Raw genomic sequence first — 14,687 nt, 5'->3', positions numbered from 1 at the left:
ATCAGCCCTCGATCCTGGAGAAATCCGCCACCGCACGCGTCGCGGCACGGATCTCGTTGAGCAGCTTCAGGCGGTTTTCGCGCACCTTCGGATCGTCGTCGTTGACCTTGACCTTGTCGAAGAACGCATCGACCGCCGGACGCAGCTTCGCCATCGCGCTCATCGCAGCGGCGAAGTCTTCCTTGGCGACGGCGGCGGAGGCCTCGGCCTTCACCTGGTCGATCGCCTTGGCCAGCGTCTTCTCCTCGGCGAGCTTGTAGAGCGCGGCGTCAGGCGCGCCGTCAAAGGTCCGCTTGTCCTTCTTCTCCTCGATCGCGAGAATGTTGCTGGCGCGTTTCGTGCCAGCGAGCAGGTTTTTGCCGTCGTCGCTGTCGAGGAATTTGCCGAGCGCCTCGACGCGCCGGACGACGAGCAACAGATCGTCCTGGCCGCCGAGCGAGAACACGGCATCGACGAGATCGTGACGCGCGCCCTGATCGCGCAGCTGGACCTTCAGGCGGTCGGCAAAGAAGGTTAGCAGATCGTTCGGCAGTGTTTCGGCATCGGCCTTGAGCGACAATCCGAGCAACGCGGATTTGGCCGTCTTCAGGATCGGCAGGCGCAGCGTATTCTCGACGATAAGCCTGATCGCGCCGAGCGCCGCCCGGCGCAGCGCGAACGGGTCCTTCGAACCCGTCGGCTTCTCATCGATCGCCCAGAATCCCGCGAGCGTATCCAGCTTGTCCGCCAGCGCCACCGCGACGCTGACCGGATCGGTCGGCACGCGATCGGTCGGCCCCTGCGGTTTCCAGTGCTCCTCGCTGGCGGCCGCGACGGAGGCATCCTCGCCCTGCGCCAGCGCGTAGTATTTCCCCATCAGGCCCTGCAACTCGGGGAATTCGCCGACCACTTCGGTCAGCAAATCCGCCTTCGCGAGGTGCGCGGCGCGCCTGGTCTTCTCGACGTCGGCGCCGACCAGCGGCGCGATCTCGGCGGCGAGACGTTCGATCCGCTTGATCCGTTCTGCCTGGGTGCCGAGCTTCTCATGGAACACGATCTGCTCGAACTTCGGCAGCCGGTCCTCGAGCTTGGTCTTCAGATCGGTTTCGTAGAAGAACTTCGCGTCCGACAGTCGCGGACGGATCACGCGCTCATTGCCGGCGACGATGGTCTTGCCGCCGTCGGGCGCCTCGATATTGGCGGTCAGCACGAACTTGTTGGTCAATTTCCCCGTCTTGGGATCCCTGACCACGAAGCACTTCTGGTTGTTGCGGATGGTAGCGCGGATCACCTCGTCCGGGATCGACAGGTACTGCTCCTCGAACGATCCCATCATCACGACCGGCCATTCGACGAGGCCGGAGACCTCGTCAAGCAGCACCTGGTCTTCGACCAGTTCGAGGCCCTGCGCGAACGCCAGCTCCTTGGCGTCCTCGAGGATGATGTCCTTGCGCGCCTGCGGATCGAGGATCACCTTCGCGGCCTTCAGCTTGGCCTCGTAATCCTCGAAGCGGCGCACCGAAATCGGACCCGGCGCCATGAAGCGATGGCCGTAGGTGGTCTGCCCGGCCTCGATGCCGTCGACGGAGAACTTGACGATGTCAGGCTCCTCGGTCTCCAGACCGAAGGTCGCGGTGATGGCGTGCAGCGGGCGCACCCAGGTGAGCGAGCCTGATTTGGCCGAGCGCGCGCCCCAGCGCATCGATTTCGGCCAGGGGAAGGTGCGGATGATCACCGGCAGCATTTCCGCGATCACGTCGATCGCGGCGCGGCCGGGCTTCTCGATCAGGGCGATGTAGAAGTCGCCCTTCGCATCTTTCTGGATTTTTGCTTCATCCAGCGACTTGAGACCGGTTGCTTTCAGAAAACCCTGCACCGCCGCATCCGGGGCGCCGATCTTTGGGCCGCGACGTTCAGTCTTCAAATCGGGCTGGCGCGCGGGAATGCCGTGCACGGTCAGCGCAAGGCGGCGCGGGGTCGCGAACGCCTTGGCGCCCTCATATACGAGGCCTTCGGCGACCAGCTTCTCGGTCACCATGCGGCGCAAATCGTCGGCCGCCTTGGCCTGCATGCGCGCGGGAATTTCTTCGGAGAACAGTTCGAGGAGAAGATCGGGCATCAGACCGCCCTGCCCGTTTCGGTGTGAATCCATGCCTCGCCGCAGGCCTTCGCCAAATCGCGCACGCGCCCGATATAGCTCTGCCGCTCGGTCACCGAGATGACGCCGCGGGCATCGAGCAGGTTGAACACGTGGCTCGCCTTGATGCACTGGTCGTAGGCCGGCAAGGCCATCAGATGTTCCTTACTGTTGCCACCCTCGCGCCAGCCGGCGGCGAGATATTTGCGGCAGGCCTCTTCCGCCATCCTGAATTGCTCGAACAGCATCGCGGTGTCGGCGTACTCGAAATTGTGCCGCGAATATTCCTGCTCGGCCTGCAGGAAGACGTCGCCATAGGTCACCTTCTCGGCGCCCTCGCGGCCGTTGAAGTTGAGATCGTAGACGCGGTCGACGCCCTGCACATACATCGCGAGCCGCTCGAGCCCGTAGGTGAGTTCGCCCGCGACCGGCGCGCATTCGACGCCGGCGACCTGCTGGAAGTAGGTGAACTGCGACACCTCCATGCCGTCGCACCAGCATTCCCAGCCGAGACCCCAGGCGCCGAGCGTCGGGCTCTCCCAGTCGTCCTCGACGAAGCGGATGTCGTGGACGGCGGCGTCGATGCCGATCGCGGCCAGCGACTTCAGGTACAGTTCCTGAAGGTTCGCCGGCGACGGCTTCATGATCACCTGGAACTGGTAGTAGTGCTGGAGGCGGTTGGGGTTTTCGCCGTAGCGGCCGTCCTTCGGCCGCCGCGAGGGCTGCACATAGGCCGCGTTCCAGGGCTTTGGCCCCAGCGCACGCAGCGTGGTCGCGGGATGGAAGGTGCCGGCGCCCATTTCCATGTCGTAGGGCTGCAGGATGACGCAACCCTGCTCGGCCCAGAACCGCTGGAGGGCCAGGATGAAGCCCTGGAACGAACGTTCCGGGCGCATGTGGTCAGGCAGGGCGTCCATCGTTGGAATCGATCTCGCGGAGGGGTGTGAGGCGCGCGGGACCGTATCGGCGGCAGCCAATGGAATCAAGGCGATGCCGGAAAATCCGGCACCGCCATTTTGCGGATTTTAGAGCTGGTTAGCCCGGGCGATAGGCCCCGGTCACGGGGTCGCGGCGAAGGGTCTTGATTTCGCCCGCGCGGGTGGCCTCGGCCACGCGGGACAATCGCGCCTCTTCGAGTTCCTGGTTGATCCGGACGGCCGTCTTGTACGCCCAGCGGACCACGGCCAGGCTTCCCAAGACGCCTGCGAATGCAATCAGCGGCGGCATCGGTCGATCCTTGTCGTTCACGTCTGTCAGGCCCCCAATGCCAAGCATTCTCGCGCAAGGCGGCCTGCGCCGCAATCGCGGTTTTGGGACTAAATGGCGCGCTCACATCCCTGTGTTCACAGCCCGAATCTGGCCCAAATCGCACGGGTTTCCAGCGCCGAGATCACCTCGTCCGGCAGCGCGGCCAGCCCATCCAGCGCCGCCAGCGACCCTGCCCCCGGCGCCCGGCGGCCCAGCAGGCCGGACAGCAAGCCGCTGGCCGGCGCAATCACCGGGGTCAGCACCTTGTCGCCATAGCGGGCCCGCAGCGTGGAGCGGATGTCGCCGATGCCATCGGCGAGCCCGAGACCGATCGCGGTATCGCCGGCCCAGTACTCACCGGTGAACAGCACGTCGTCGGCGCCATTGAGCCGGCTGCCGCGGCTCTGCCTGACCAGCGCGATGAAGATCGCATGGATCTCGCGCTGGATCGCCTTCAGCCGGGCGACGTCGTCGGGGTTCTCGGGAAGGAAGGGATCGAGCATCGCCTTGTGGCTGCCCGCCGTGTAGAGCCGGCGCTCGACCCCGATCTTCTTGATCAGCCCCTCCAGGCCAAAGCTGCCGCCGACCACGCCGATCGAGCCGAGGATAGAGGACGGATCGCAATAGATCTCATCGCCCGCGCAGGCGATCATGTAGCCGCCGGAGGCCGCGACGTCCTCGACGAACACCAGCACCGGCAGCTTCTTCTCGGCGGCGAGTTGCCGGATGCGCAAATAAATCTGCCGCGACTGCACCGGCGAGCCGCCCGGCGAATTGATCACCAGCGCCACCGCCTTGGCATTCCGCGTACCAAAGGCGCGCTCCAGCATCTTGGCGACGCCGGAGAGTGTCATGCCGGGCCGCAGTGGCGTCACCGCACCGATCACGCCTGCCAGCCGCACCACCGGCACGACGGCCGCCCCGCGCCTGAAGCGCGCCGGCAGCATTGCCTGCACGCGTTCGAGCAGTCCCGAACGTCCAGCGTGATCACTTCTTTGTTCACTCATGCCGTTACCTCGAATTAACCACTTTTTATCACGCCACTGTCATTGGAATCCGTGGAACGCGTTTTGCATTTTGTCATTGGGGCTGCAATGCGCGAGCGGAGAGGGACTCATGAAAATCTATCTGCTGATTTTGCTGATCGGTACACTCCTGGCGGCGATCCACTTCACGTCCACGCCGGACCGCCAGTCGGAAACGGCTTCGCAGTGATTTAGTGCCTCTGACGACGTGGGCAGCGCCCTGCCCGCTAGCGCCGCGCCAGCGGCAATTCCCCCTTCCCAGCCAACACCTCCTGCACCCATTTATTGGGCACGCCTGACTCTTCATTGAGCAGCAGTGCGGCATGGAGCCGCGTCGGCGCCCGGCCGCCCTTGGTCGCCCGCACCAGGATTCGGATCGCCGGCGACGTCCCGTCGCCGTGAACCGGCAGGATCTCGACACTGCCAAAGCCGCGGTCCAGCGCGGCCAGCACCTCGGCAATGCCGTCGGCCCGCCAGATCAGCGCAAGCTGCCCGTTCGACTTGAGAATCCGCCGCGCCGCGTGAACCCAGCCGGCCAGCGTGGTCGCGGTCGCGACATGGGCGCGCTCGCGCACACCGTCCGGCGAGGTGCGATGCCGCGACGGATCGTTAAACGGCGGGTTCATCAGCACGACGTCAGCGCTATCGGGCCCGAGGCCGGAATCATCGAAGGCCGCGGCGCCGGCTTCGACATCAAGCACGATCACCTCCGCCATGATCGCGTTGGTGCCGGCGTTATTCCGCGCAAGCTCGGCCAGGGCCGGGTCGATTTCGACCATGACGAGTTCGATCCCCCTCACCCGCCGCGCCACCGCCAGCCCGGCCGCGCCGACGCCGGAGCCGAGATCAACGACGCGGTCGCCTGATCGAGCCGGTGTCGCCGCGGCGAGCAGGATCGCGTCATGGCCGGCGCGGTGGCCGCTGCGGGGTTGCCGCAGGCGCAATTGGCCACCGAGAAATCCGTCTTCGGTGATCTCGGCGGCCGGAGACTCCTTTTTTGACGCGTTTTCTTCACGCGAACCGGGGTCCACTTCGCTTGAAAACGCTCTAATCATCGGCCCGCAATTCGTGGCCGAGGCCGGCATCGGTCAGGAGCTGGCGGGCCTCGTGGTTGTCGTCCTCATGCACCAGGATCCGCCGCGGCAGCACGCCCAGCGAGCCCTCGATGATGCTCATGTTCTGGTCCAGCACCAGATGATGGATGTTAGCGCTGTCGAGCAGCGCGCCAATGGCGGAGACCAGCACCATGTCATTGGTCCGTACCAATTCCCGCAAAATACGCTCTCCTGTCGCCCCGGCTGTGCGGCACTTGCGCCACATGTCAATAACTTGATGGCCTTGCCGCTGCACCGCGCAGTTTCTATTGTTATAGCTGAGCATAGTGCGTATTCGGCAAAATTGGAGACCAGCGTGGCGGTTATTGTACCCTTCGAAAGCCCGTCCAATGCTTCGATCGACGGGCTGGTGGGACTTGTCGCCGCCGACATGGAGCGCGTCAACGCGACGATCCTTTCGCGGACCGGTTCCGAGGTCACCATGATCCCCGAGGTCGCCAACCATCTGATCTCCTCCGGGGGCAAGCGGCTGCGCCCGATGCTGACGCTGGCGATGGCCCAGCTCGCGGACTATTCCGGCGACGGCCATATCAAGCTCGCCGCCGCGGTCGAGTTCATGCACACCGCGACCCTGCTGCATGACGACGTGGTCGACGAGAGCGAGCTGCGCCGCGGCAAATTGTCCGCGCGGATGCTGTGGGGCAACGAGGCGAGCGTGCTGGTCGGCGACTTCCTGCTCGGCCAGGCGTTCCGGATGATGGTCGAGGTCGGCTCGCTCCGCGCCCTCGACATCCTCTCGGCCGCCGCCGCCACCATCGCCGAAGGCGAGGTGATGCAGCTTGCCGCAGCCAAGAACACCGCGACCACCGAGGACGAATATCTCGCCGTGATCCGCGGCAAGACCGCGGAGCTGTTCGCCGCGGCCTGCGAGGTCGGACCCGTGATCGCCAACCGCCCCAAGGCCGAGCAGACCGCGTGCCGCTCGGTCGGCATGAATCTCGGCATCGCCTTCCAGCTCGTCGACGACGTGCTCGACTATGGCGGCAAATCCGCAAAACTCGGCAAGAATGTCGGCGACGATTTCCGCGAGGGCAAGATCACGCTCCCGGTGGTGCTCGCCTTCCGCCGCGGCAATGACACCGAGCGCAAATTCTGGATCCGGGCGCTCGAGCGCGGCGAGATCGGAGCGGCCGATCTCGACCACGCCATCGGCCTGATGACCAAGCACCGCGCCCTCGAAGACACCATCAGCCGCGCCCAGCACTACGGCGCGATGGCCGTCGACGCGCTGGCGCTGTTCCCGCCCTCACCGATGAAGACGGCGCTGGAAGAGGTCGTCGCATTCTGCCTGGCGCGCTCTCATTGATCTAGGCACTCGCGAGCAACAAGACGGTGTCGTCCCTGCGAAAGCAGGGACCGATACTCTGCGGCCAGAGTTTTAGGCGGGACTCGTCATTCCGGCGTCACCCAAATAACAACCATCGGTGGTTGTGGGTCCCTGCTTTCGCAGGGGCGACACCAGGGTTTGCTGCTCCGGCGCCCGTTACTCCTTCACCGGCACCCAGATCTCCAGCCCGCCATTGCCGGTGCTCGCGTCGAACTTCTCGTCGTAGCGCTCGAAGTTCGGCGCGTCCGCGACCTTCATGCCGGATTGCGGCAGCCAGCGATTCCAGATCGTGTTGACGGTGCGGCGGATGGTCGAGATGTGGTCGGCGTGGGTGAACACGACGTATTTCTGCTCGGGAATGCGGACGCGCGCGAACTCGCGCGGCAGGTCGGAGAAATCGGCGACCTCGACGCCGGCGATGTAATCGAAATTGCCGGCATCGTCGCCGTTGCAGCAAACGCCATAGGCGACGTTACCGACCTGGCGGGGGATGTGCGCGCATTGCTGGTGGAAGCCCTGCCACTGGTTGGGAATACCGGCATCGCTGCCATTGCCGTGATTGTAACGCTCGCCGATGCCGGCGACGAGGAACGCCTTTCCGGTGGCAATGCGCGGCGGATCGATGTGGTCGAGAGCTGTCGAGATCATGGTGATCGGCTCCTGGAGATTGAGCGTCGTCAGGCACGTTGTCGCGCGCACCGTCTCGGGCGTGACGCCGAAATGGTCGCGAAACGCGCGGGTGAATGCTTCGTGGGAGCCGTAATCCGCATCCAGCGCGAGGCTGAGAATATCGGGCGCACCGGCCGCGAGTTGGCGCGCGGCTTCGCTGAGGCGGCGCGCCCGCACATAACGCATCACCGAGAACCCGGTCGCTTCCGCGAACGCACGTACAAGATGGAAGCGCGAGACGCCCGCAACGGCGGCAATCTCGTCGAGCGTCAGCGGCGCGCCGAGATGGCTTTCGATGTACCAGAGCGCCTTCTGGGCTGGATTCATGGATGACGGCTTTCCTGTAAAGCTCGGGCATCATGCACCGCTGCCGCGCGCGGCATTTGACAGTCCTTGCTGCCCGGCGGTGAAACCGCGGTTCCGCTCCACGGAAATTTACCCGCAAAGCCGTCGCTGGCAACAATGTTGCAATCGTGCATACTCGCCGACGCATCGATCCGACGGCTCACCAAGCTGCCCGATAATCAAGACTGCAAGAGCCGCGGCCAGCATGTCAGGGAGGACAATGATGCACCACCAACGCTTGAGCTATGCCAACTGCGTCAAGTCCGCGGCGCTTGCGGGGCTTTTGACGATCGCCTTCGCAAGCGCAGCCAACGCGCAGAAGAAATACGATCCGGGCGCGACCGACACCGAGATCAAGGTCGGCAACATCATGCCCTATTCCGGTCCGGCGTCCGCCTACGCCACGATCGGCAAGACCGAAGCCGCCTATTTCAACAAGCTCAACAGTGAAGGCGGCATCAACGGCCGCAAGGTCAACTTCATCTCCTACGATGACGCCTACTCACCGCCGAAAATGGTCGAGCAGGCCCGCAAGCTGGTCGAGAGCGACGAGGTGCTCCTGATCTTCAATCCGCTGGGCACGCCGGGCAACACCGCGATCCAGAAATACATGAACGCCAAGAAGGTGCCGCAGCTGTTCGTCTCCACCGGCGCGGCCAAGTGGAATGATCCGAAGAACTTCCCGTGGACCATGGGCTGGCAGCCGAGCTACCAGGTCGAAGCGCGCATCTATGCCAAGTACATTTTGCAGAACTATCCGGGCAAGACCATCGGCGTGCTCTATCAGAATGACGATTTCGGCAAGGACTATCTGATCGGCCTGCACGACGGACTCGGCGACCAGGCCAAGAAGCTGATCGTCGTCGAATCCTCCTACGAGACCTCGTCACCAACGGTGGATTCGCAGATCGTGCAGATCAAGGGCGCCAACCCCGACATCTTCGTCAACATTGCAACGCCGAAATTCGCGGCGCAGGCGATCAAGAAAGCCGCCGAGCTCGATTGGCATCCGGTGCAGTTCCTGACCAACGTGTCCGGCTCGATCGGCGGCGTGATGAAGCCGGCCGGCTATGAAGCGAGCCAGGGCGTGCTGTCCACGGCGTATCTCAAGGACCCCAAGGATACCGAGTGGAAGAACGATCCGGCGATGACCGAGTGGCGCGCCTTCATGACCAAATGGTATCCCGAAGGCGACCTCGACGACGCCGCGACCGTATTCGGCTATGGTGTCGCCAAGGGTCTCGAGCAGGTGTTGCGGCAGTGCGGCGACAATCTTACCCGCGAGAATCTGATGAAGCAGGCGGCCAGCCTCAACTTCGAGATCGGCATCTATCTGCCCGGCACCAAGATCAAGACCGGGCCGGACGACTATGCGCCGATCGAGCAGTTGCAGATGATGCGCTTCAAGGGCGAGAGCTGGGAGCGGTTCGGCCCCATCATGAGCGGCGAGAAGAGCAGTTGAGGGCTTTCCTCCACAACTTTGCGGTTCGTGATGCCCGGCCGTGCGCCGGGCATCCACGTCTTCGACATGATTCACGAGCAAGACTTGTCGCAAGCAAGACTCGTTACGAGCAAGATTTGCGATGGCCGGAACCCAGACCAGCCGAAGCGACGCCGTTCTTCAGGCTCAAGTGTCCGGCCACCACGAATTCCAGGCACATCCTGCGATCGGAAGGACAACAACAATGAAAATCACCGACGTCCGCGCCCACCATATCCGCATTCCCTATGACGCCGGGCCCGCGAGCTTCCGCCAGGGAGCTTCCGCGATCTCGGCGCTCGACATGGTGCTGGTCGAGGTTTCGACCGATGCCGGCCTCACCGGCTGGGGCGATGCGTTCGCCTATGTCTGCCCGAAGACGAGTTGCACGGCGGTGGCCGAGATGATCGCGCCGCAGGCGCGCGGCCTCGAGGTGCCCGACGCGGCCAGCATCCCCGCCGCGATGGAGCAGATCCAGCGCAACCTGCATCTGTTCGGCCGCTACGGCATCACGATGTTTGCGATCTCGGCGCTCGACATCGCGCTGTGGGATCTCGCCGGCAAGGTGAAGGGCGTGCCGCTGCATCAACTGATCGGCGGCGCGAAGCGCAGCACGATCCCGGCCTATGCGAGCCTGATGCGGATCGGCAATCCGGCGCATATCGCCGCCGAATGCAAGAAGGCGATCAAGCTGGGCTATTCCGCGATCAAGCTGCACGAGACCACCGTGCCTGCGGTGGCCGCCGCGCGCGAGGCGATCGGCCCCGGCGTGCCGCTGATGGTCGACATGAACTGCCCGCTGGACGGACCAGCGGCGATCCAGTTCGCGCGCGACTGCAAGCAGGCCGCGCCGCTGTTCCTGGAGGAGCCGGTCTGGCCGCCGGAGGATTTTGCGACGCTCGCCGAGGTGCGCAGAGAAGGTCGGCTCGATATCGCGGCCGGCGAGAACGCCTGCACCGTGCATCAATTCCGCCAGATGATGACCGCGGGCGCGGTCAGTCACGCGCAGCCCTCCGTGATCAAGGTCGGCGGCATCACCGAATTCCTCAGGGTGGCCGTCCTCGCCGACGAGTTCGGCGTCCAGGTGATTCCGCACTCGCCCTATTTCGGGCCGGGCTTCCTCGCCACGCTGCATCTGATGGCGATCCGCGACGCAGGGCTGATCGAGGTGTTCTTCATGAAGCGTCCCGCCTGCCTGTGGGGCGACCGCATCGACGTCGACGCCAACGGCCATGTCGCCGTGCCGCAGGGCCCCGGACTCGGTTACGAGCCGGATCGCGACGTGATGGAGAAGTATCGGGTGGCGTAGCTGAGACACGCTTCCTGTCATTGCGAGGAGCGAAGCGACGAAGCAATCCATCGTTCCGCACGCGCGGTGGGATGGATTGCTTCGCTTCGCTCGCAATGACGGTTTTCTACTTCGACCCGTCCTTGGCGGCGGGCGCGGCATCCTTCGCCGGCGGCGCGTCGGCCTTCTTCTTCAGGTCCTCGGTCAGCTTGACCTGCGCGGCCTGCAGATCGGTGACGAGCTTCTGCAAGCTCGCGATCTGCCGGTTGGCGGCGTCGAGCTTCTGCCGATGATCCGATGTGAGCTTGTTGATCGTCTTCTGCAGGAAATCGACGTTGCTCTGCAGACAGCTGGTGCGCCGCTCCATGGTTTTCTCGACGGTGCAGATCTCGATGCCGGGAACGTCCTGCGCATGCGCGGTTGCGGCGACGCCGAGTGCGAGCGGTGCCAGCAAGGCGAGAACAAAACGAGCAGTCATCGGCGTCTCCAGGCAAATGCGTCATTCACAGTTTTGTGCTCGCGACGCTGAAAGCGAGGCAGACATACCACACTGAAACCGCATTCAAGCGGTGTGCTTCACCCATTACGGGACTACTCGTGGGGACGGGGGCCTCGGAACTTGTTTGGTTCGATCCCTTTTGGCTCGGCCTTGGGCAGTGGAGACAGATCGCATGGCAACGCGCGAAAAACGGATGGCGCAATTCGACGGCAATGGCGAACCTGCGCCGGAACAGCGCGTGGAAGTACTTTGTGAGGATCATAGCGGAACGTATCAGCTGCCGTTCGCCTGCCGCTTCGTCAACGGCCAGTGGCGCAATGACACCACCGGCGGCGCGCTGGAAGCCAATGTCATCGCCTGGCGGAAGCCGCGCGAGAAGCAGGCGGGCATCGCCTGAGACCGGCATCGGCGCGCGCTGTTTCAAAACGCGACGCGCGCGCACCGTGTCTTAAGATTTGGAACGCGGGTGGAACGAACCGCGTCCGAATCACTGATCGAGCAGCGTACCGCGTTGTTCACGGCTAGATGTGGTCATCAGCCCGAGGCTGCGCACCACATACAGAAGCATGACGATCGGCCGCAGCCAGCGGCCGATAACAAAGGTTAACTCCTCCGCAGACGACATTGCGATCCCTCCTCTCTGTACCCCTGGCGATCATTTCCACGGCGTGATCGGCGGCACCGTTTCGGTCGCCGGCGGCACGTCCACGGTCTTGAAATCGGCGGGGCTGACGATCTCGAGGTATTCCATGTCCTTCGAGTAATCGAACAGGTAGTGGGTGATGCCGGGACGCTGATGGATGACGTCGCCGGCCTCGACCAGCGTCTCCTTGTCCTCGTACATGAAGCGCGCCCAGCCCTTGGTCATGATGACGATCTGAAAATCGCACAGATGCTTGTGCCAGCCGGTGCCCTGCTCCGGCGGCATGTCGGGATTGGCCTTGACCAGGTGACAGATCACCTGCCCGCTGGTGGCATCGGCGATGCCGAGATCGCGATACAGGAAGAAGTCGCGCAGACCTCCGCCCTTGAACTCGGTGTCACCGGGTTTGACGTGGGAAAATTTGCTGACGACGGCGTGCTGGTTCATTTCAAGCCTCCACGGTTCTCGTGTTCGCGAGATCGCGGCGCGGCTCGGCGTCCAAATTTTCGGCAGCGTCGCATCGTCGCGGTCACAGCTCGGCCATTGCCATGCGAAATCCTTGCCAGCCGGGTTGGGCTGCGGCGAACCGTCTCGCCATGCGCTGACATCGCCGCGGAAGCATTTGGAGCGAGGCGCGAATTTGCGCTTCGACGGCTGTCGTGCACACCCGTCGCGTGGCGCCAATGCCTGACGCCGACGGCACGTCCATTGAGCAAGGCTTGCCTCGTGCTTGAGCCGCCGATGCAGGCAGGCCGGCCCGGGCACTGCCTAATATTCGACCTCGAGCTCCTCGACGTCGGCCGGCTCCGCCTTCGCGGCCTCGATCCATTCCTGCATCTCGGGCATCGTCATGATGGTGCTGGCATACACCGTAAGCGCAGGCTCGAGCTTGACGTCATAGGTCATGAAGCGGGTCACGACCGGCGCATACATCGCGTCCGCCATGGTGCGGCGTTCGCCGAACAGGAACGGCCCGCCCGATGCGCCGAGGCAGTCGCGCCAGATGGTGCGGACGCGGTCGATGTCGGCCTGCGCCCGCGACCAGATCTTGAAGCCGGGGAAATGGCCCTTGAGATTGACCGGGAGCGACGAGCGCAGCGTGGTGAAGCCGGAATGGATTTCGCCGGAGATCGAACGGCAATGCGCGCGCTGAATCCGGTCTTCCGGCAGCAGCCCGGCATGCGGCATGATCTCGTTGAGATACTCGCCGATCGCCAGCGTATCCCAGACCGTCGCACCGTCGTGGCGCAGGCAGGGCACCAGGATCGAGGACGACAGCAGCAGCAGCTCGGCGCGGGCCGACGGGTCGTCGGGCGCGGTGACCACCTCCTCGAACTCGAGCCCGGCGAATTTCGCCAGCAGCCAGCCGCGCAGCGACCAGGAGGAGTAATTCTTGCTGCTGATGGTGAGTGTCGCTTTCGCCATATCGGTCCCTCACGCCTGAACGCGTCCTCAGCTCCCGGACATCGCGCGCCGGTTCAGCCGCCGCGCACCCGGCGCCATCAGTTTTTGCAGCAAGCCACGTGCCAATTTGCCGGGCGGCCGGCCCCGCCTCTGGCGTCGATATTGCATGGCAAGCCGGGCCACGGGTGGATGCGTATGATGTCAATGCTGTACCAGGCCTATCAGAACCACATGGACCTCACCGCGCCGTGGCGAACCGGCGCCGCGGCGGCGTTGCGCTATCTCAATCTGGTGCCGCGCGGCGCGTCCTACCGGACGTTCGGCCGGCTCGCCGCCGCGCTCGAGCTGATCTCGCGCTCCAGCCTGAGCTATGCCCGTCCCGACTACGGCATCGGCAGCGTGACCGTCGGCAACAGGGAGTTAGAGGTGACGGAGGAGGTCGCCTATGCGACGCCGTTCGGCTCGCTGCTGCATTTCAGGAAGGTGGACGGACCGGAGCAGCCGCGGCTGTTGCTGGTGGCGCCGATGTCCGGGCATTTCGCCACGCTGCTGCGCGGCACCGTGAAGACGCTGCTGCAGGACCACGACGTCTACATCACCGACTGGCACAACCCGCGCGACATCCCGCGCAGCAAGGGCCGCTTCGGGCTCGAGGATTACACCGACCATCTGATCGACTTCCTCGGCCAGCTCGGCCCGCGCGCGCATATGGTGGCGATCTGCCAGCCTTCGGTGTCGGCGCTGGCGGCCGCCGCGATCATGTCGGAGGACAATCATCCGGCGCGGCCGGCCTCGCTCACCCTGATGGCCGGGCCGATCGACACAAGGATCCAGCCGACCAAGGTGAACGAATTCGCGAAGAGCAAGCCGATCAAATGGTTCGAGGACAATCTGATCAATTACGTGCCGATGCAGTGCAAGGGCGCGTTGCGCCAGGTCTATCCCGGCTTCGTGCAGCTCACGGCGTTCGTGTCGATGAACCTGGAACGCCACATCAAGCAGCATATCGATCTCGCCGATCATCTCGCCAAGGGCGAGACCGCCAAGGCCGCTGTGATCAAGACCTTCTACGACGAATATTTCGCGGTCATGGATCTGCCGGCGGAGTTTTACATCGAGACGGTGCGCGACGTGTTCCAGGAGCATCTGTTGCCACAGGGCATGCTGATGCATCGCGGCCGCCCGGTGAATCCGGCGGCGATCCGGCGCATGGGGTTGATGACCGTGGAAGGCGAGAAGGACGACATCTGCTCGATCGGCCAGACGCTCGCCGCGCAAGACCTCTGCACCGGGGTCCGCACCTATCGCAAGGTGCATCACATGCAGGCCGGCGTCGGCCATTACGGCGTGTTTTCCGGCAAGCGCTGGAACAACGAGATCTACCCGCTGCTGCGCGATTTCGTGCATGTGAATTCGTGAGAGATTCCCGGTAGCCCGGATGAAGCGAAGCGCAATCCGGGAAGGTGTTTCTGCGGAGTAGCCGGCCCCGGATTTCGCTCCGCTTCATCCGGGCTACGAAATCTCGCCT

16 protein-coding genes are annotated in these 14,687 nt (G+C 64.2%); 5 read left to right on the top strand and 11 right to left on the bottom strand.

Annotated elements, in window-relative coordinates; genetic code table 11:
* Position 1: 1 nt before the first annotated feature.
* The 6 genes from glyS to AC1VNY_RS02725 form a co-directional block, all read right to left on the bottom strand.
* Positions 2–2,098: a glycine--tRNA ligase subunit beta gene (glyS, locus tag AC1VNY_RS02750; protein ID WP_482404004.1), complete on the bottom strand. Its 2,097-nt coding sequence runs from the start codon at positions 2,096–2,098 to the stop codon at positions 2–4.
* Entirely contained in the window at positions 2,098–3,033 is a 936-nt protein-coding gene (locus AC1VNY_RS02745) for a glycine--tRNA ligase subunit alpha (RefSeq protein WP_482404003.1), read from the bottom strand. Before AC1VNY_RS02745 ends, glyS begins: the two co-directional genes overlap by 1 nt.
* A gap of 118 nt (positions 3,034–3,151) precedes the next feature.
* Complete coding sequence (locus AC1VNY_RS02740) at positions 3,152–3,343, bottom strand: hypothetical protein (protein WP_026193154.1); 192 nt, start codon at positions 3,341–3,343, stop codon at positions 3,152–3,154.
* A gap of 116 nt (positions 3,344–3,459) precedes the next feature.
* Positions 3,460–4,371, bottom strand: a complete 912-nt coding sequence (locus AC1VNY_RS02735) for a S49 family peptidase (protein ID WP_028343707.1) — start codon at positions 4,369–4,371, stop codon at positions 3,460–3,462.
* 245 nt (positions 4,372–4,616) lie between these two features.
* Positions 4,617–5,420, bottom strand: coding sequence for a tRNA1(Val) (adenine(37)-N6)-methyltransferase (locus AC1VNY_RS02730; protein ID WP_482404029.1), 804 nt, complete (start codon positions 5,418–5,420; stop codon positions 4,617–4,619).
* Between the two features lie 16 nt (positions 5,421–5,436).
* Positions 5,437–5,664: a putative signal transducing protein gene (locus AC1VNY_RS02725; protein WP_026193157.1), complete on the bottom strand. Its 228-nt coding sequence runs from the start codon at positions 5,662–5,664 to the stop codon at positions 5,437–5,439.
* Between the two features lie 135 nt (positions 5,665–5,799).
* On the opposite strand from AC1VNY_RS02725, the gene AC1VNY_RS02720 reads away from it, so the two are divergent.
* Complete coding sequence (locus AC1VNY_RS02720; RefSeq protein WP_038383001.1) at positions 5,800–6,810, top strand: polyprenyl synthetase family protein; 1,011 nt, start codon at positions 5,800–5,802, stop codon at positions 6,808–6,810.
* 177 nt (positions 6,811–6,987) lie between these two features.
* On the opposite strand, the gene AC1VNY_RS02715 is transcribed toward AC1VNY_RS02720, so the two are convergent.
* Positions 6,988–7,827, bottom strand: a complete 840-nt coding sequence (locus tag AC1VNY_RS02715) for an AraC family transcriptional regulator (RefSeq protein WP_057014919.1) — start codon at positions 7,825–7,827, stop codon at positions 6,988–6,990.
* Positions 7,828–8,065: 238 nt separating this feature from the next.
* Here AC1VNY_RS02715 and AC1VNY_RS02710 point away from each other — a divergent pair, with 238 nt between their 5' ends.
* On the top strand, positions 8,066–9,307 hold the full coding sequence (locus tag AC1VNY_RS02710) for an ABC transporter substrate-binding protein (protein ID WP_051002824.1): 1,242 nt from the start codon (positions 8,066–8,068) through the stop codon (positions 9,305–9,307).
* Between the two features lie 223 nt (positions 9,308–9,530).
* Positions 9,531–10,634 (top strand): mandelate racemase/muconate lactonizing enzyme family protein, encoded by a 1,104-nt coding sequence (locus AC1VNY_RS02705; RefSeq protein ID WP_028343703.1) that lies wholly within the window; start codon positions 9,531–9,533, stop codon positions 10,632–10,634.
* A 106-nt stretch (positions 10,635–10,740) separates the two neighbouring features.
* On the opposite strand, the gene AC1VNY_RS02700 is transcribed toward AC1VNY_RS02705, so the two are convergent.
* Positions 10,741–11,091: a hypothetical protein gene (locus AC1VNY_RS02700; RefSeq protein WP_482404002.1), complete on the bottom strand. Its 351-nt coding sequence runs from the start codon at positions 11,089–11,091 to the stop codon at positions 10,741–10,743.
* Between the two features lie 193 nt (positions 11,092–11,284).
* Here AC1VNY_RS02700 and AC1VNY_RS02695 point away from each other — a divergent pair, with 193 nt between their 5' ends.
* The gene (locus AC1VNY_RS02695) at positions 11,285–11,509 is read left to right on the top strand and encodes a hypothetical protein (protein ID WP_482404001.1); all 225 of its coding nucleotides are present in this window, start codon (positions 11,285–11,287) and stop codon (positions 11,507–11,509) included.
* Between the two features lie 90 nt (positions 11,510–11,599).
* Here AC1VNY_RS02695 and AC1VNY_RS02690 read toward each other — a convergent pair whose 3' ends face one another.
* From AC1VNY_RS02690 to AC1VNY_RS02680, 3 genes are all read right to left on the bottom strand, one after another.
* The gene (locus AC1VNY_RS02690; protein ID WP_438073537.1) at positions 11,600–11,737 is read right to left on the bottom strand and encodes a hypothetical protein; all 138 of its coding nucleotides are present in this window, start codon (positions 11,735–11,737) and stop codon (positions 11,600–11,602) included.
* A gap of 30 nt (positions 11,738–11,767) precedes the next feature.
* Positions 11,768–12,202 carry a cupin domain-containing protein gene (locus tag AC1VNY_RS02685; protein WP_016848368.1) on the bottom strand — a complete coding sequence of 145 codons (435 nt, stop codon included), beginning with the start codon at positions 12,200–12,202 and terminating at the stop codon, positions 11,768–11,770.
* Positions 12,203–12,523: 321 nt separating this feature from the next.
* Positions 12,524–13,180 (bottom strand): glutathione S-transferase, encoded by a 657-nt coding sequence (locus AC1VNY_RS02680; protein WP_482404000.1) that lies wholly within the window; start codon positions 13,178–13,180, stop codon positions 12,524–12,526.
* Between the two features lie 174 nt (positions 13,181–13,354).
* On the opposite strand from AC1VNY_RS02680, the gene AC1VNY_RS02675 reads away from it, so the two are divergent.
* Positions 13,355–14,578: a polyhydroxyalkanoate depolymerase gene (locus AC1VNY_RS02675; protein WP_028343699.1), complete on the top strand. Its 1,224-nt coding sequence runs from the start codon at positions 13,355–13,357 to the stop codon at positions 14,576–14,578.
* Positions 14,579–14,687: the final 109 nt, after the last annotated feature.

The sequence above is a fragment of the Bradyrhizobium ferriligni genome, from assembly GCF_056837965.1.
Note: the sequence above shows the minus strand (reverse complement) of the source record. Positions and strands in the feature narration are given on the sequence as shown.